This is a genomic window from Brachybacterium sp. AOP43-C2-M15, assembly GCF_052446295.1.
Lineage (GTDB): Bacteria > Actinomycetota > Actinomycetes > Actinomycetales > Dermabacteraceae > Brachybacterium.
This window is the reverse complement of the sequence record NZ_JBQSWB010000007.1, coordinates 144,314-160,043: the sequence shown is the minus strand read 5'-3', so window position 1 is coordinate 160,043 and position 15,730 is coordinate 144,314. Positions and strand designations below refer to the sequence as shown.

Here is a 15,730-nt window from a genome sequence, read left to right as displayed (position 1 = left end):
CCGGGGCACTCTTCTGTCGGGACCTGTTCGGCCTGCCCCTCCACCCACGCCCTCGGGCCCCTCGCCCTCGACCTCAGGCCCCCTCCGCCCGGGGCGAGGCCGTCCGGGACGCGGCGGCCGTCCGGGGCCGCGGAGCCACGGCCCGCACAGCACTCAGCTGCAGCACGAGCACGATCCCGGCGATCCCGAGCGCGGCGGCGAGCACGATGACGGGCTCGCTGCGCAGCAGCTGCGGGATCAGCCTGTCCGGCACGAGGGCCGCGAAGGCGAAGGCGGTGAGGGTCCCCAGATAGGACCCGATCATGAATCCGCGGTGGACGGCCACGTTCCCTCGTCGGATCCCGAGTATCGCCGCGACCATGCACACCAGGGTCCAGATCGACAGCACGTGCAGCCACGAGAACCCGTCGGGCATGATCCAGAAGCTGGAGCCGCACACCAGGAGCATCGCCGCCACCCAGCTGGCTCCGAGCAGCCGGTGGGCGAGGTCCCTGCGTCGGCGCAGGATTTGCAGAGGCCCGAGCAGCAGCACGTACCCGGCGGCGAGGGCGTGCACGGCGATCACTGGCGTCACGGCGTCCATAGGAGGCACGATAGTGCTGCTATCCACTACCGCGCCATCTGGATAGTTGCTGGTCGACGCACTATCCGGGCGCGCTGGACGAGAGGGGACGCGATGCAGCTGTCGGAGCTGGCGGAGGCCGGCGGGGTCTCGACCGCGTCGATCAAGTACTACCGGCGCGAGGGCCTGCTGCCCGCCGGTCGGCGGGTGACCGCGACCCGGCAGGAGTACGGTCGCGCCCACCTCGAGCGCCTGGCGCTGATCCAGGTGCTGCGGGAGGTCGCCGGCGCCTCGATCGCGCGCATCGCCCGCCTCACCGCGATCCTGGACGACCCAGACAGGACCCTGCTCGACGCGCTCGAGTCCGCGCAGGAGATCTCGATCGGTCTCGACGGGTCGGGGACGGACGAGGCGTCGGAGGAGGCCGTCGGACGCTCCGAGCACCCCTCGATCCTCCCGCTCCTGGAGCATCTGGGCTGGCCGGACGTCGACTCGGCGCCGCGTCGCGCCCTGGACGAGCTGCTGCGCTCGCTCGAGGGCTGGGGCATCCCCATCGGCCCCGACGTGCTGCACCGCTACGCGGAGCCGATGGCGGAGATCGCGCGCGCCGATGTCGACTCGATCCGCGAGCTGCCCTCGGACCGCGACGGGGACGGTGCCGGCGGCGGGGAGGGGATCGCGGTCAGCGACGACGTGCAGGTGATGCGCGCGGTGGCCGGGGCGATCGCCTTCGACAGGATGGTCCGCCTGCTGCGCGCGCTGGGGCACGCGTCCTACAGCGTCCTGGGCGCTGAGCTCAGCGCCGCAGGTCGATCCCGAACACCCGACGGATCTGGGCGACCGCATGCCGGGTGAAGCGCCGGTCCGACGGGGTCGAGGCGAAGGGCAGCACGAGCCCGGGATGATCGGGATGGGTGACCCGCCCATGGGTCGCGCCCGGCGTCACCACGAACCCCGCCGACTCCATCCGGCGCAGCAGCTCCCGGCGCGAGGTGGGGTGCCGGGTGCCGCGGCCGCCGCGCGCGCTCGGTCCGGCGGCGTCCTCGGCGATGTCGAGCGCCGGCTGGTGGTCCTCGGGCCGCACGGACAGCGCGTAGCGGGCGGTGAAGAGGCCGATCACGGCATTGTCCGCCCGGCGCACCTGCACCACCAGGTCCTCACGCAGGAAGTGGTCGCTGGCGCCGGCGTCCGCGGTCCAGGCGTCCTCCGGATCGGCCACGGTCTGCACGATCCGTTCGGCGGGCAGTCCCTGCACCCCGACGGTGCGGATGTCCGCGTCCTCGATCCGCAGCGGCCGGGGCAGCGGGCGCGGATCCTCGGCGCTGAGGGAGTGGACGGCCCCCTCCGGCGCGGCGGGGACGGGGCGAGGCACCTCGATGGTGCGGACCCGACGGCGCGGCAGCGGGGCCGACGGGGTCGCGGCCCTCGCCGACCGGATCGCGCCCGACGAGGTCGCGCCGTGCGCGGGCTCGGCCCCCTCCTCCGTCGCGCGCCGGGCTCGGCCGTGCGCGCTCCAGTCGACGGGACGGACCCGTCGGGCGGGGTCGGTGCTGCCGACGAGGGCCCTCGGGGTCGGTCGGGGACCGCTCGCTGCCTCCATGGGATCCTCCTCCGATGCACGCGGGCTCACCTCAGATGGTGGCATGCCGCTGCGGTCCGCTAGCGTGATGCCCGTCCCCCTCCCCGTCGTGAGGAACCGCGTGAGCGTTCGCCCCTGCCTCGTCCGCCCCTCCGTGACCCGGCTCGCCGGGGCGCTGCTGGCCCTGTCCCTGCTCGCCGCCGGCTGCGGCGAGTCCGATCCCGCGCCGGAGGAGTCCGCCGCCGCTCCGGCGGCCTCGGACGAGGGCGGTGCCGAGGACGACGGCGCCTCCGACTCCGGCGCCTCCGACTCCGGTGCCTCCGACGACGACGCCTCCGACGGCGGCGGCCGGTCGGCCGCGGGCGTGCCCCGGGACCCCTACCCCGTCACCCCGGCCCCGGACGACTTCGAGGCGCCCGAGCCCTGCTCCGGCGAGGGCGCGTACTACGCGAAGCTCGGCGAGACCGCCAGCCCGGATCTGCCCGAGCGGGCCGGGGAGTCGCTGAGCGTCGAGCTGACCGGCATCGAGGGCGATCACGCGCAGCTGTCCGCCACCATCGGAGACGGCAGCGCCCGCCCGGTGGAGGACATGACCCTCGGGGAGACGGCGACCATCGATCTGTGGACGATCTCGGTCACCAGCGTGTGCGCGGACACCGACCAGGTCGAGTTCGACCTGATCGACTGACCGCGGCCGCCGGACGACGGGCCGCGCCGGCCCGGGGCGCGGAGCGGCATGATGGACCGATGCCTCCCGCTCCGTCCGCACCGCACCGCTTCGACCTCGCCGCGATCGGTGCCGGGCTGCCCGTCGCGGAGGCCCGGGCCGAGCTGGAGGCGGCCGCCGCCACGGGCGCGATGGTGGTCACGGCCCCGCCCGGCACCGGCAAGACCACTCTCGTGCCGCCGCTGGTCGCGAACCTGTCCGGCGGCCTCACCCTGGTCACGCAGCCGCGGCGGGTCGCGGTGCGCGCCGCCGCCCGCCGTCTCGCCCAGCTCGACGGCAGCGAGCTCGGCGGCCCGGTGGGCTTCACGGTGCGCGGGCAGCGGCAGGTGGGCGGCGGCACCCGGCTGGAGATGCTCACCCCGGGCGTGCTGCTGCGCCGCCTGCTGGCGGAGCCCGAGCTGCCGGGGGTCGCAGCGGTGGTGCTCGACGAGGTCCACGAGCGGTCCCTGGAGACGGATCTGCTGCTGGGGATGCTCGCCGAGGCCCGGCAGCTGCGGGAGGACCTGCTGGTCGGGGCGATGTCCGCGACGCTCGACGCGGCGGCGGTCGCCGCTGTGCTGAACGGCGGAGAACGAGACGACGGGGGCTCGGACGACCCCGCGATCGTCGAGGTGCCGAGCGCGCTGCACGAGCTCTCCGTCTCCTACGCGCCCTCGCCGGCGCCGCGGCTGGACGCCCGCGGCATCACCCGCGAGTACCTCGACCATCTCGCCCGCACCACCGCCCGCGCCCAGCGCGAGCACGGCACCGATGCGCTGGTGTTCCTGCCCGGGGCGCGGGAGGTCGACGAGGTGGTCTCCCGACTGCGGCCCCTGGTGGGCCAGGAGGTGGAGGTGCTGGCCCTGCACGGCCGGCTGCCCGCCGCGCAGCAGGACCGTGCCACCGGTGGCCGGCGCCCCGGGGAGCTGCCGCGGATCGTGGTCTCGACCGCGCTCGCGGAGAGTTCCCTGACGGTGCCGGGCGTGCACCTGGTGGTCGATGCGGGCCTCTCGCGCGAGGTGCGCCGCGACCGTGGACGGGACATGTCGGGCCTGGTCACCGTCAGCGCCTCCCGGGCAGCGGCCGAGCAACGGGCCGGCCGTGCGGCGCGCCAGGGCCCGGGCTCGGCGGTGCGGGTCTTCGCCGCGTCCGATCTGGCCGGCATGCCCGCCCAGTCCCCGCCGCAGATCACCGCCGCCGATCTCACCGACGCCGCTCTCTGGCTGGCCTGCTGGGGGACGCCGCGCGGGGAGGGACTGCCCCTGCTCACCGCGCCGCCCCGGGTCGAGATCGACGCGGCCGAGACGACCCTGCAGGCGTTGGGCCTGGTCGACGCGGAGGGCCGCCCCACACCCCGGGGCCGACGGGTGGCGCGCCTGCCCGTCGGGGTGCGGGAGGCGCGGGCCCTGCTCGACGGGGCGCAGCGCCTGCCCGGCCGCAACGGTGCGCGCACGGCCGCGGAGGTGGTCGCCGCGGTCTCCGACGACCACCGCCCCGTCGGCGCCGACCTGCCCCGCCTGTTGCAGGACCTGCGCGCCGGCCGCGCCCCGGGCACGGACCGCTGGCGCCGCGAACGCGACCGGCTCGCCCGCCTCGGCGCCGAGCGCTCCTCCGAGGGCGTGCGGAAGGACCCGATCACCGCGAGCTCCCCGGCCGAGCAGGCCGGTGCGGTGCTCGCCCTGGCACGGCCGGAGCGGATCGCGCGCCGCACCGGCGAGGGCTCGCGCTCCTACCTGCTGGCCTCCGGCACCCGGGCCGCGCTGCCCGAGGGCAGCGGCCTGCTGGGGGCGCCCTGGCTCGCGGTCTGGGAGGTGCAGCGGGCGCCGGGCCGGGCGGCCGACGGCACCGGCGCGGTGGTGCGCACGGCGGCCCCGCTGAGCGAGGAGGACGCCCTGCTGGCCGGGGCCGGGCTGCTCCTCGAGGAGCGCACCGCCCGGCTCGAGGAGGGAGCGGTGCGTGCTCGACGCCGGCGGGCGCTCGGCGCGATCGAGCTCACCTCCACACCGGTCCCTGCGACCGCCCAGGACACGGTCCCCGCGATCCTCGAGCACGTGCGTGACCGGGGACTGGACTCGCTGGGGGCGCAGGCGCCCGCGCAGGATCTGCGGGCCCGCCTCGCGCTCGTGCACCGGGAGCTCGGGGAGCCGTGGCCGGCGATGGACGAGGACTCGCTGCTGGCGGGGCTCGAGACCTGGCTGGCCCCGCAGCTCTCCCGGCGCACCACCCGCCTGGACCGCATCGACGTCGTGGGCGGGCTGCGGCTGCTGCTGCCCTGGCCGGAGGCGGCGGAGCTCGATCAGCTGGTGCCGCAGCGCCTCGCGGTGCCCTCCGGAGGCACCGCCCGCATCGACTACCCCGCCCCCGAGGCGGAGGAGGGCCGCCCGGTGGTGGCGGTGAAGCTGCAGGAGCTGTTCGGTCTCGCCGAGACCCCGCGCCTTGTGCGCGGCCGGGTGCCGGTGCTGTTCCACCTGCTCTCCCCGGCCCGTCGGCCGCTCGCGGTCACCGACGATCTGCGCTCCTTCTGGGAGGGGCCGTACCGGGAGGTGCGCAAGGAGATGCGCGGGCGGTATCCCAAGCACCCCTGGCCCGAGGACCCGTGGACGGCACGGGCCACGGCCCGCACCACGCGCGGCGGGGGACGCTGAGGCGGCGGGGGACGCTGAGGCAGCAGGAGACGTCGAGGCCGCGGAGGACGTGAGCCCGCGGGGCGCCGCAGTCCCCCGCTCAGCCCCCGGCGCCGACGGCGCCCGCCGCCGCGGTGGTCGCGATCATCGCCGCGGCCATGTCGTCCATGATCTTGCGGACGGCCGTCGCCGCCGGATGATCGATCGCGAGCTGCTGGATGCGCCGGTCCAGCTCGCGCCGTCCGACGTCCGGCAGGTCGTCCTTGAGGATCCGGTGGGCGATGCGCAGCGCGCGCAGCATCTCGAGCAGGATCCCGTCCTGCAGGCTCGCCACCGAGGGGTCGGTGAGGGCGGCGGTCAGGCGCGCTCGCAGGGCGCGCTCGAGGGAGTCGTCCTCGGCGGGCCAGGAGGTGAGGAACCAGCCGTCCTTGCGGGACACGACCCCCTCGGCGACGAAGCCCTCGCCGATCACCTCGGTGAGGTCCATCGAGCGGCGGGCGATGACGGCCTTGACCGGCTTGCCGTCGAGCGGGGGGAGCGCGCCGAGGGCATGGTCGAGATCCGGCAGGCCGGTGGGCTCGGCGTCGAGTACCCGCACCTTCGGCGCCCGCTCCTCGCTGAGCGCGATCTTCTCGCGCAGGGCGAGCTCGGCGACCGCGGCGGCGGCGAGCGCCTGCCGACGGTACTGGGTCGAGTCCTGACGACCGGCGTCGTCGGTCAGCAGCAGGAACAGTTCTCCGGGGATCGTGTGCGTGCTCATGCCACTACTGTGACCGCCCCCACAGCCTCACAGCACCTCGGATCGTCCACCGGCGTGTCCCCCTTTCGTCGGCCCCCGTCGTCCTTCGTCGTCCTCCCCCTGCCCGGGCGCCGCATCCAGCGGGCGCCGAGCCGCCCCCTGGCACGATGGGACCATGCGCCTGTTCTCGACCCCCTCCCGCCTCTACCGCGTGCTCGCCCTGGCGGAGGTCGTCACCTGGACCCTGCTGCTGGCGGGGATGCTGCTGAAGTACGTGCTGCAGGTGACCGATGCGCTGGTGCGCGTCGGCGGCGGGCTGCACGGCTTCGTGTTCCTCTCCTACGTGGTGGTGACGGTGCTGGTCGCGGTCGATCAGCGCTGGAGCCTGCGGGATCTGCTGCTGGGCGTCGGCTCGGCCGTGGTCCCGTACCTGACGGTCCCCTTCGAGCGCTCGGCGCACCGCCGCGGCCTGCTCGGCGAGAGCTGGCGGCTGCGCGGGGAGAGCGGTCGCGCCGCCCCCGAGCGGCTCGTGTCCCTCGCACTGCGCCACCCGCTCCCCGCCGCGCTGATCACCATCGTGGTGCTCGTGATCGTGTTCACCGCTCTGCTGATGGCCGGCCCGCCCACGCAGTGGTTCTCCTGATCGGCTGAGCTCTCCGACCTGCGCTCGGCCCGGCGTCGCGCTCAGCGCCGCGGTGGGGCGATCGGATCGATCCGCACCACCTCCCCGCCGCGCAGGTGCAGCCGGTCGATCTCCGGGACCGGGGCGCGTCGGCCCATCCGCGGCACGGGCGGCTGATCGGGCTCCGGGGGCAGCGCCTCCCCGAAGCACACGCCGCAGTCGAGCACCGCGAGCGCCTGGGAGCGTCGCGCCTCCCAGGCGATCTGCGCGGTCTGCGCGGCACGGATCCAGCGACCGCCGACGGGCCGGCAGGGCCCGCAGCCGTCCTCCCCCTGCAAGGGGCACTGGGCGGGACGCGCGGTGACCAGGAGCGCGAGACCGCTCAGCGCCGGGACGCGCGGATCCGCGCGCGTCGGGTGGAGGTCCAGGCCCGCGGGCCCGATCCTCAGCACGGCCGCCTGCCCCTGTGCGGCCGCGACCGCGAGTGCGCTCTCGAGCGCCTGGTCGGGGTGCGGGGCGAGGAGGTCCTCCCGCGCGGCGACGGCCGGTTCGAACCAGTCGCGGCGCGGCCCGACGAGCGCGCCGAGCGCGACCGCGCCTCCCCGGCGGCGCAGCTCGCGGGCCACGACGGGGCGGCGGTACCAGCTGCGCTCGGGCGGACGCACCCCCTGGCCGCGCCGGTCCCCCGGGCGCTGCGGCACCGGGGCCCCGGCGAGCACGCCCTCGCGGCTGGGACGCACCGCGGGCGGATCCGCACGACGGGGCCGCACCTCGGTCGGGGGCTCACGGCCGGTGAGGTCCGCGACGACGGTCCCGCCGGGACCGGACGCGGGCAGCACGGGGCCCAGCGCCGGCACCACCAGCCAGCTGTGCTCGAGGGCGAGCGGGGCCCGGGCGCGCAAGGTGGCGCGCACCGTCCCGGCCTCCGGCGGCGAGGTCGGCGCACGGCGACGGAACGCCTCCTCGTGACGCTCCTGCTCACGAGGGCTCACCGGCTCCTCGGGGCCTGCCCCCTCCGGCCCCGACAGGGCGCTCGCGGTGATCGCGCCGACGCCGGGCAGGTCGAGCTCGAGGAGCTGGTCGCGCCAGCTCGCGGCCACCTCGTGGGGGATCCCGGCAGGGGCGGTGCCGGGCCTGCCGGCAGGGATGTCGCCAGGAATCTCGCCTGGGACGTCGCCAGAAATGTCACCTGGGTCGTCGCCTGGGATGTGGTCCTCTGTCACGACGGGTCCTTCCGATCCGGCCCCGGGCAGGGGCCACCTGACCGGACGGGCGGACGCCCTCCGGCCGGGTCTTCCTCGACGGGCACCGGGTTCGGCTCCGGTTGCCGCGCGGCCTCTGTCGAGGGAGTCCGGCCGCGTCTCCTGACCCACGGGTCACGCTAGCGCGAGGCCCCGACACCCGAGCGCCGCCCGACGGCGCCCGCAGCACCGGCAGCTCCGGCAGCGCCCGGGCGGCCGTGTCCCGCGGACTGCCGCGGCTCGTAGACTCCTGGGGTGCGGTGCGCTCATTTCGACTCCGGCGCGTGCAGGTCCTGCACGCTGCTGGGCCTCCCGCGCCCTCGGCAGATCGCCGAGGGGCGCGCCCGGGTCGAGTCCCTGCTCTCGCCGCATCTCGCCCCGGGGGCGGAGTTCTCGGAGCCGATCCTCGGCCCCGAGTCGGGGTTCCGGGCCCGCGGGAAGATGGCGGTGGGCGGCACCGCCGCGGCCCCGGTGCTGACGCTGCCGGGCCAGTCCGCGGGCACCGACCTGTGCGACTGCCCGCTCTATCCGGCCGGGGTCGAGGAGGTGCTCGAAGGCGCCAAGGCACTGATCCGTCGGGCGCAAGTGCCGCCGTACGACGTGGCACGCCGCCGCGGCGAGATCAAGAACGTCCTGGTCACCGCGTCCCCGGACGGGGAGCACCTGCTGCGCCTGGTGCTGCGCAGCGAGCAGGCGCTCGGTCGTCTCCGCGAGCACCTGCCGCGCCTGCTCGCGGCGCATCCCTCCCTCGTCGCGGTGACCGCGAACATCCATCCGGAGCACACCACCGACGTCGAGGGCGAGCAGGAGATCCACCTCGCCGGCGCCTCCTCGATCGCGGTGCGCACCGGGGAGGTCACCCTCTTCTCCCGCCCGCAGTCCTTCCTGCAGACCAACACCGAGGTGGCCGGGCAGCTGTACCGGCAGGCGGCGAGGTGGGCAGAGGGGATCCTCGCGGAGCCCGCCCGTGCCGCCGTGCCGCGGGTCTGGGACCTGTACTGCGGGCTCGGCGGCTTCGCCCTGCATCTCGCCCGCGCGGTCCCCTCCGCCCGGGTCACCGGGGTCGAGGTCTCCGCGCAGGCGGTCGAGGGCGCCCGCGAGGCCGCTGCGGCCGCGGGGATCACCACCGCCGAGTTCCTCACGGGCGACGCGACCTCCTGGGCGGTCGCCGAGGCGGCCGGCCCCGCAGGACCGCCCGAGCTGGTGGTCGTGAACCCGCCCCGGCGCGGCCTCGGCGAGCGCCTGGCGGGCTGGCTCGAGCGCTCCGGAGTGCGGGACGTCCTCTACTCGAGCTGCCATCCGGGGACCCTCGCCGCCGACCTCGAGGCCATGCCCTCGCTGCGCATCACGGCCGGGAGGTACGTGGACATGTTCCCGCACACGGAGCACGCCGAGGTCATCGTGCGCCTGCGCCGGACGGACCCCCGGCCGCACACCTGACACAGTGGGTCCCGACACCCGCCTTCGAAGGAGCCTCCATGACCGCCACCCCGCAGAGCCAGCTGAGCGACGTCACCCGCACCGTCATCCCGGTGACCGGAGGGCACGTCGTCTCCCTGGCCCAGACCTTCCCCGTGCACCCCGAGGAGCTGTGGTCCGCGCTGACGGTCGGCGCTCACCTCGAGGTGTGGTTCGGGCGTGCCGGCGGCGAGGTGGTCACCGGCGGGCGCTACGAGCTGCCCGACATGGAGACCAGCGGAACGGTCCTCGCCGTCGAGGAGCCCCACCGCCTGCTGCTGAGCTGGGAGTTCGGCAAGAGCTCGAGCGAGATGGAGCTGCTGGTGACGCCGGTCGAGGGCGAGGAGCCCGCCGCGACCCGCTTCGAGCTGCGCCACACGGTCCCCGCCGACGCGCACTGGGAGACCTTCGGCCCGGCCGCGACCGGCTGCGGCTGGGACGGTGCGCTCCACGGCCTCGCCCTGCACCTCGAGGACCCGGCGGCGGATGTCCTCGTCGACCTCGGCGCCTTCGCCGCCTCCCCCGAGGGCGCGGAGTTCACGCGCGCCACGGCGGACGCCTGGTACGAGGCGCACGTCGCCGCGGGCGCGGACCGCAAGCCCGCCCGCAAGGCCTCGGTGCGCACGGCCGCGTTCTACCTCGGCGAGGAGCCGGACCTGGCATGAGCACCGCCGTCACGCTGCTCTCCCTCGGCGGCACCATCTTCATGACCGAGGACGCCGCCGGCGGGGCCCGGCCCGACGACGGGGCCGGCGAGCGCCTGCTCGCGACGACGGGGGGCGAGGTCGAGCTCACCGCCCTCCCGCTCGCGAACACCTCGTCCTCCGATGTGCGCCCCCACCACCTGCGCACCGTGCTCGAGCACGCGCGCGCCGCGGTGGACGGCGGGGCGGACGGGGTGGTGCTCACCCATGGCACCGACACCCTCGAGGAGACCGCCTTCGTGCTCGGCCGCTACTGGGACCGCGAGGCGCCGCTGGTGGTCACCGGTGCGATGCGCCCGGCGAGCGACCTCGGGGCCGACGGGCCCGCGAACCTCCGCGACGCCGTGCGCACCGCGGCCGCCCCGTCGGCCCGGGAACTCGGGGTGCTGGTGGTCTTCGACGGTCATGCGCATCTCGCGGACCAGGTCACCAAGGCCTCCTCCCGCTCGGTCTCCGCCTTCGCCTCCACGCCCTCCGGGCCGCTCGCGATCGTCGAGCAGCAGGATCTGCGCCTGCTGCACCGCCCGCTGCCCCGGGCCGCTCTCCTGCCGGGCGCTCCGCCGGACCGCTTCCCGGCGGTGCCGCTGCTGACCGCGGGGCTCGACGAGGACCTCTCCCTGCTCGACCATCTGCCCGCCGAGGAGCTGCGCGGCCTGGTGGTCGCCGGGGTCGGGATGGGGCACGTCTCCCCCGTCGCGATGCCGCGGCTGCGCCGCGTGCTCGGGGCAGGGGTGCCGGTGGTGGTCGCGGCCCGGACCGCACACGGCGGCACCTCGACCCACCACTACTCCTATCCGGGCAGCGAAGTGGACCTGCTCGCCGCCGGCGCCGTCATGTCCGGGCTGCTGCCCGCGCCGAAGGCGCGGCTGCTGCTGCAGGCCCTGCTGGCCGACGGCGCCTCGGCGGACTCGATCCGCGGGGCCTTCGCGGCCTTCGCCAGCTGAGAGGTCTCCCCTCCCGAGGCTGCGGGCTCAGACGGAGCGGACCAGGCAGAACGGGTGACCGTCGGGGTCGAGGTAGACCCGGAAGCTGCCCGAGCCGGAGGGCTGGTGGTCGTGGACCGTGGCGCCCAGGGCGAGGGCGCGCGGCTCCGCGGCGTCGATGTCCGAGACCGCGAGGTCGAGGTGGAACTGCTGGGGATGCTCCCCCTCGGGCCAGGTGGGGCGGCGGTAGTCCGCGATCTGCTGGAAGGCGAGGGAGGCCTCTCCCTCGGGCTCGTCCTCGCCGACGCGGCCGCGCGGCGGGGTGAGCTCGGCCCAGTCGGCGTCGCTTCCCTCCTGGACCCTCCAGCCCAGCAGCTTCGCGTAGAAGGTCGCCAGCTGCAGCGCATCGGTGCAGTCCAGGACGACGAGATCGAGAGTGGGGATGACGGGATCCTGCTCCAGGTTCTCCATGTCCCCACGGTAGGAGCCGGGCCCGCCCAGCGGAAGCACGACGCGCTGTCCGCCCAGGGCGAAGTCTCCCGGGTGCCATGTCCGGGGCACCGGTGACAGACTGGGTGCATGCTTCGTGCCATCGACCGTCGAAAGGTGCACTGATGACCGTCCCCGTGGATCCCACCCCTGCCCTGCAGGAGTACGCCCACCCCGAGAAGCTCGTGACCACGCAGTGGCTCGCCGAGCAGCTCGACGCCGGCCGTCCCTCCGACCTCGTCGTGGTCGAGTCCGACGAGGACGTGCTGCTCTACGAGACCGGGCACATCCCCGGTGCGGTGAAGATCGACTGGCACCTGGACCTCAACGACCCCGTCACCCGCGACTACGTCGACGGCGCGGGCTTCGCGAAGCTCATGGACGCCTCCGGCATCACCCGCGGGACCACCGTGGTGATCTACGGCGACAAGTCGAACTGGTGGGCCGCGTACGCGCTGTGGGTCTTCGAGCTCTTCGGCCACGCCGACGTGCGCCTGCTCGACGGCGGCCGCGCCGCCTGGGAGGCCGAGGGCCGCGAGCTGACCACCTCCGACGAGGGCCGCCCCGCCCCGACCACCGGATACCCCGTGGTCGAGCGCGACGACGCCCCGATCCGCGCCTTCCGCGAGGACGTGCTCGAGACCCTCGGCGGGCCGCTGATCGACGTGCGCTCCCCGCAGGAGTACTCCGGCGAGCGCACCCACATGCCGGACTACCCGCAGGAGGGCACCGTGCGCGGCGGGCACATCCCCACCGCCCGCTCCGTGCCGTGGGCCCGCGCCGCCGCGGAGGACGGCCGCTTCAGGCCGCGCGCCGAGCTGGAGGCCATCTACCTCGGCGAGCTCGGCTTCGACGCCGGCACCCCGACGATCGTGTACTGCCGCATCGGCGAGCGCTCCTCGCACAGCTGGTTCGTGCTCACGTACCTGCTGGGCTTCGAGGACGTGCGCAACTACGACGGCTCCTGGACCGAGTGGGGCAACGGCGTGCGCCTGCCGATCGCCCAGGGCAGCGAGCCGGGTGAGGTCCCCGCCCGATGACCGACACCGCCCTTCCCGGCGCCTTCGCCGAGATCGCCGAGGACTTCCACGCCCTCTCGGGGCGGGACCGGCTGCAGATGCTGCTGGAGTTCGCCAACGGACTGCCCGCCCTGCCGGAGCGCTACGCCGAGCATCCCGAGCTGCTCGAGCCGGTCCCGGAGTGCCAGTCCCCGATCTTCCTGGCCACCGAGGTCGAGGGCGAGGGCCGCGAGGCGACGGCCCGCCTGTTCTTCTCCGCCCCGCCCGAGGCACCCACCACCCGCGGGTTCGCCGCGATCCTCGCGGAGGCGCTCGACGGGCGCAGCGTGGGCGAGGTGCTGGACACCCCGGAGACGGTCACCGGGGAGCTGGGGCTCGCCGAGGTGGTCAGCCCGCTGCGGCTGAACGGCATGGCCGGCATGCTCGCGCGCATCAAGCGCCAGCTGGCGGAGAGGGCCGGGCTCTGAGCGAGCCGTCGGCGCCCTGAGCGCCCCTCCCCGACCTGCCGATCCGCGGCGTCGCCCCTCTCCCGGGGTGGCGCCGCGACGCATTCCCGGGCCGCCCCGCATCGTGCAGAACCTCTCAGGCCTTGCCATCGCGATACATAACGATATATCGTGATGGCACGTCAACAGAGAGGGGGTCGCCCATGCGACGCCATCACCACCATCACCAGCGCCCCGAGCAGGGCGCCGAGCGCGGCATGCGCCGCCACCACGACGGACCCCGCGGGCCCCATGGCCCCGAGTGGTCCGACGGTCCGGACGAGCGCCGAGGACGAGGCCCCGGCGAGGGCCGAGGAGGCGGCCGTGGACGCCGCGGGGGCCCGGACGGACGCGGCGGCCCCGACCGTCGCGGAGGTCCCGATCGGCACGGAGGCCCTGATCGCCGCGGAGGTCCTGATCGCCGCGGCGGCGGCCGACGGGGCCCGCACCGCGCCCCCCGCGGGGACGTGCGCACCGCCGTCCTGCTGCTCCTCGCCGAGGAGCCGATGCACGGCTACCAGCTGATGCAGACCATCGCCGAGCGCACCGGGGGCCGCTGGTCCCCGAGCCCGGGCGCCGTCTACCCCACCCTGAGCCAGCTCGAGGACGAGGGCCTGGTCGCCTCCGAGAAGGAGGGCGGGCGCAAGCTCGCCACCCTCACCGAGGCGGGCCGCGCCCACGTCGAGGAGCATTCGGCCTCGTGGCCCGACCCCTTCCCGTCGGCCGCGCAGTCGGCGGACGAGCAGGTCATCGACCTGCGGGAGCTGGGCCACGGCCTGCTCGGAGCGGCCCGCGAGGTCGCCCGGACGGGCACGGACGAGCAGGTGCGCGAGACCGCCCAGCTGCTCGAGGAGACCCGGCGCGGGATCTACCGGATCCTCGCCGGCGAGAAGTGAGCCGCGAGACGCGAGTCGGCGAGAGATGAGCCGACGCGCAACGAGCCGAGGAGGAGCGAGGCAGTGCGGCGGGGGCCGGGAGTCAGCGCGGCGGCGGGGGCGGGGTGCGCGGGTGGCCGTACTTCTCGTACGCCTTCGCCGCCCCCGTTCGCAGCGCCCCGAAGGCGGCACGCCCGGCCTCGTTCTGGGCGAACTCGAAGGCCGCCCGAGCGCGCTGCGGCAGGTCCGAGGGATCCGTGCCCGGAGCCCCCGTCCCGTCGGCCGCCGGGGCCGGCACCTCCTCGCCCACCCCGCCCCCGATCCGCCGGTGCCGCTCGCGGGCCACCTTGAGCTCGAGCGGGACCCGCACCTGGCGCACCAGCACCGCGCGCACGTCCTCCCGGATCTGCTCGGCCTGCTCCTCGAGATAGGCCTCGAGCTCCCCGCCTTGCTCACCCTCGTGCTCCGCGAGCACGAACGCCCTGCCCAGCAGGTAGGAGGCGAGGTCCGAGGCGACCTCGGGCGAGAGGCCGTAGCCGTCGGAGGAGCCGCGCGCATCGCGCAGCGCGACGGCGTCGTCCCTCTCGAGCGGGCTGGCGGCGATGTCGACGGCGCTGAGGAGGTCCTCGACGAAGGCGTGGAAGCTCGCGTCCCCCGGCACGTCGGCGCGACGCAGGTCGGTGCGACCGGTCTCCTCGGGCAGCGGCACCCGGGCCACGCCCTCGCGCGCGAACTCGTCCTGCGCGGCGCGGCGCAGCAGTCGTCGTGCCGCGCGCTCGAGGTGCCCGGCGTCCGCGTCCCGCGGGATCTCGGGAGCCACCGCCCTCGCGTCGGCGACCACGGAGGTCCGCGCGCTCACCGCCTCGGCACGTCGGCGCACCGTGGAGGGGAGCGCGGCGAGCCGTTCGCGGAACGTGTAGATCTGCACCATGGGCGCACCTCCTGCGGGAGCGGTCTGGTGCCCCCATCGTACGGCCGCCGCGCCGGGCCTCCCAGGATCCCTGTCAGGGAGCCGACCGGATGATCGGCACGGGATCCCCCGGCGGCGGGATCCGCCCTCTCGCCGCTCCGGTGCAGGTGAGGCTCCCCTGCGTGAGACGGGAGTCAGGACCTGCAGGGACATCGTCCTTCCCCTCTGCGTCGGGAAGGATCAGAATGAACCGCAGGAGTTCCCGCACGACGTTCAGGAGATGACATGGCTGACCTCGCATACACCGTTCCCGGCCTCGGGACCGATGATTCCCTCCGCCTCGTGGAGTCCCTCCAGGACCGTCTCCACGCGATGAACGACCTGCACCTGACGCTGAAGCACGCGCACTGGAACGTCACCGGCCCGCGCTTCATCGCCGTGCACGAGATGCTCGACCCGGAGGTCGAGGCGGTGCGCGGCTATGCCGACGACCTCGCCGAGCGCATCGCCCAGCTGGGCGCCTCCCCCAGCGGCACCCCGGGCCGCCTGGTCGCCGAGCGCGGCTGGTCGGACTACACCCTCGGCAAGGCCGACACCCAGGAGCACCTCCAGGCCCTGAACGAGGTCTACGACGGCATCATCGCCTCGAACCGCAAAGCCATCACGCTGGCCGGCGAGCTCGATCCGATGACGGAGGACATCCTCGTCGAGCAGACCCGCGGCCTCGAGAAGTTCCAGTGGTTCGTCCGCGCCCATCTCGAGGGTTCACAGTCCTGATCACCCCGCCTGGGGGC

General features: G+C 75.3%; 17 protein-coding genes. 11 read left to right on the top strand and 6 right to left on the bottom strand.

Annotation, left to right across the window (positions count from 1 at the left end):
* Positions 1-73: 73 nt before the first annotated feature.
* Complete coding sequence (locus ACT3SP_RS09595) at positions 74-583, bottom strand: DUF2306 domain-containing protein (RefSeq protein WP_444587057.1); 510 nt, start codon at positions 581-583, stop codon at positions 74-76.
* A gap of 93 nt (positions 584-676) precedes the next feature.
* Between ACT3SP_RS09595 and ACT3SP_RS09590 the strand changes: the two genes are divergently transcribed.
* A complete protein-coding gene (locus tag ACT3SP_RS09590) occupies positions 677-1,417 on the top strand; it encodes a MerR family transcriptional regulator (RefSeq protein WP_444587056.1) in 741 nt (246 codons plus the stop codon).
* On the opposite strand, the gene ACT3SP_RS09585 is transcribed toward ACT3SP_RS09590, so the two are convergent.
* Positions 1,359-2,162, bottom strand: a complete 804-nt coding sequence (locus tag ACT3SP_RS09585; protein WP_444587055.1) for a hypothetical protein — start codon at positions 2,160-2,162, stop codon at positions 1,359-1,361. The genes ACT3SP_RS09590 and ACT3SP_RS09585 overlap by 59 nt on opposite strands.
* A 100-nt stretch (positions 2,163-2,262) precedes the next feature.
* On the opposite strand from ACT3SP_RS09585, the gene ACT3SP_RS09580 reads away from it, so the two are divergent.
* Together ACT3SP_RS09580 and hrpB are read left to right on the top strand one after the other, a co-directional pair.
* Complete coding sequence (locus ACT3SP_RS09580; protein WP_444587054.1) at positions 2,263-2,829, top strand: hypothetical protein; 567 nt, start codon at positions 2,263-2,265, stop codon at positions 2,827-2,829.
* A gap of 59 nt (positions 2,830-2,888) precedes the next feature.
* Positions 2,889-5,492 (top strand): ATP-dependent helicase HrpB, encoded by a 2,604-nt coding sequence (gene hrpB / locus ACT3SP_RS09575; protein ID WP_444587053.1) that lies wholly within the window; start codon positions 2,889-2,891, stop codon positions 5,490-5,492.
* Positions 5,493-5,571: 79 nt separating this feature from the next.
* Here hrpB and ACT3SP_RS09570 read toward each other — a convergent pair whose 3' ends face one another.
* Positions 5,572-6,231, bottom strand: coding sequence for a GOLPH3/VPS74 family protein (locus ACT3SP_RS09570; protein WP_444587052.1), 660 nt, complete (start codon positions 6,229-6,231; stop codon positions 5,572-5,574).
* A 154-nt stretch (positions 6,232-6,385) separates the two neighbouring features.
* On the opposite strand from ACT3SP_RS09570, the gene ACT3SP_RS09565 reads away from it, so the two are divergent.
* Complete coding sequence (locus ACT3SP_RS09565) at positions 6,386-6,853, top strand: DUF3817 domain-containing protein (RefSeq protein ID WP_444587051.1); 468 nt, start codon at positions 6,386-6,388, stop codon at positions 6,851-6,853.
* A gap of 41 nt (positions 6,854-6,894) precedes the next feature.
* On the opposite strand, the gene ACT3SP_RS09560 is transcribed toward ACT3SP_RS09565, so the two are convergent.
* Positions 6,895-7,932, bottom strand: a complete 1,038-nt coding sequence (locus ACT3SP_RS09560; protein ID WP_444587050.1) for a hypothetical protein — start codon at positions 7,930-7,932, stop codon at positions 6,895-6,897.
* 396 nt (positions 7,933-8,328) lie between these two features.
* Here ACT3SP_RS09560 and rlmC point away from each other — a divergent pair, with 396 nt between their 5' ends.
* The 3 genes from rlmC to ACT3SP_RS09545 are packed head-to-tail and all read left to right on the top strand — an operon-like array spanning position 8,329 to position 11,179.
* A complete protein-coding gene (rlmC, locus tag ACT3SP_RS09555) occupies positions 8,329-9,513 on the top strand; it encodes a 23S rRNA (uracil(747)-C(5))-methyltransferase RlmC (protein WP_444587049.1) in 1,185 nt (394 codons plus the stop codon).
* Between the two features lie 38 nt (positions 9,514-9,551).
* Positions 9,552-10,196 carry an SRPBCC domain-containing protein gene (locus tag ACT3SP_RS09550; RefSeq protein ID WP_444587048.1) on the top strand — a complete coding sequence of 215 codons (645 nt, stop codon included), beginning with the start codon at positions 9,552-9,554 and terminating at the stop codon, positions 10,194-10,196.
* Complete coding sequence (locus ACT3SP_RS09545) at positions 10,193-11,179, top strand: asparaginase (RefSeq protein ID WP_444587047.1); 987 nt, start codon at positions 10,193-10,195, stop codon at positions 11,177-11,179. Before ACT3SP_RS09550 ends, ACT3SP_RS09545 begins: the two co-directional genes overlap by 4 nt.
* Before the next feature lie 27 nt (positions 11,180-11,206).
* Here ACT3SP_RS09545 and ACT3SP_RS09540 read toward each other — a convergent pair whose 3' ends face one another.
* Complete coding sequence (locus ACT3SP_RS09540; protein WP_444587046.1) at positions 11,207-11,629, bottom strand: VOC family protein; 423 nt, start codon at positions 11,627-11,629, stop codon at positions 11,207-11,209.
* A gap of 143 nt (positions 11,630-11,772) precedes the next feature.
* Between ACT3SP_RS09540 and ACT3SP_RS09535 the strand changes: the two genes are divergently transcribed.
* From ACT3SP_RS09535 to ACT3SP_RS09525, 3 genes are all read left to right on the top strand, one after another.
* A complete protein-coding gene (locus ACT3SP_RS09535; protein WP_444587045.1) occupies positions 11,773-12,687 on the top strand; it encodes a sulfurtransferase in 915 nt (304 codons plus the stop codon).
* A complete protein-coding gene (locus ACT3SP_RS09530) occupies positions 12,684-13,133 on the top strand; it encodes a SufE family protein (protein WP_444587044.1) in 450 nt (149 codons plus the stop codon). The genes ACT3SP_RS09535 and ACT3SP_RS09530 overlap by 4 nt, the downstream gene beginning before the upstream one ends.
* A 485-nt stretch (positions 13,134-13,618) precedes the next feature.
* Positions 13,619-14,047: a PadR family transcriptional regulator gene (locus tag ACT3SP_RS09525; RefSeq protein WP_444587043.1), complete on the top strand. Its 429-nt coding sequence runs from the start codon at positions 13,619-13,621 to the stop codon at positions 14,045-14,047.
* Positions 14,048-14,129: 82 nt separating this feature from the next.
* Here ACT3SP_RS09525 and ACT3SP_RS09520 read toward each other — a convergent pair whose 3' ends face one another.
* Complete coding sequence (locus ACT3SP_RS09520) at positions 14,130-14,957, bottom strand: hypothetical protein (RefSeq protein ID WP_444587042.1); 828 nt, start codon at positions 14,955-14,957, stop codon at positions 14,130-14,132.
* Between the two features lie 264 nt (positions 14,958-15,221).
* Here ACT3SP_RS09520 and dps point away from each other — a divergent pair, with 264 nt between their 5' ends.
* A complete protein-coding gene (dps, locus tag ACT3SP_RS09515) occupies positions 15,222-15,713 on the top strand; it encodes a DNA starvation/stationary phase protection protein Dps (RefSeq protein WP_444587041.1) in 492 nt (163 codons plus the stop codon).
* Positions 15,714-15,730: the final 17 nt, after the last annotated feature.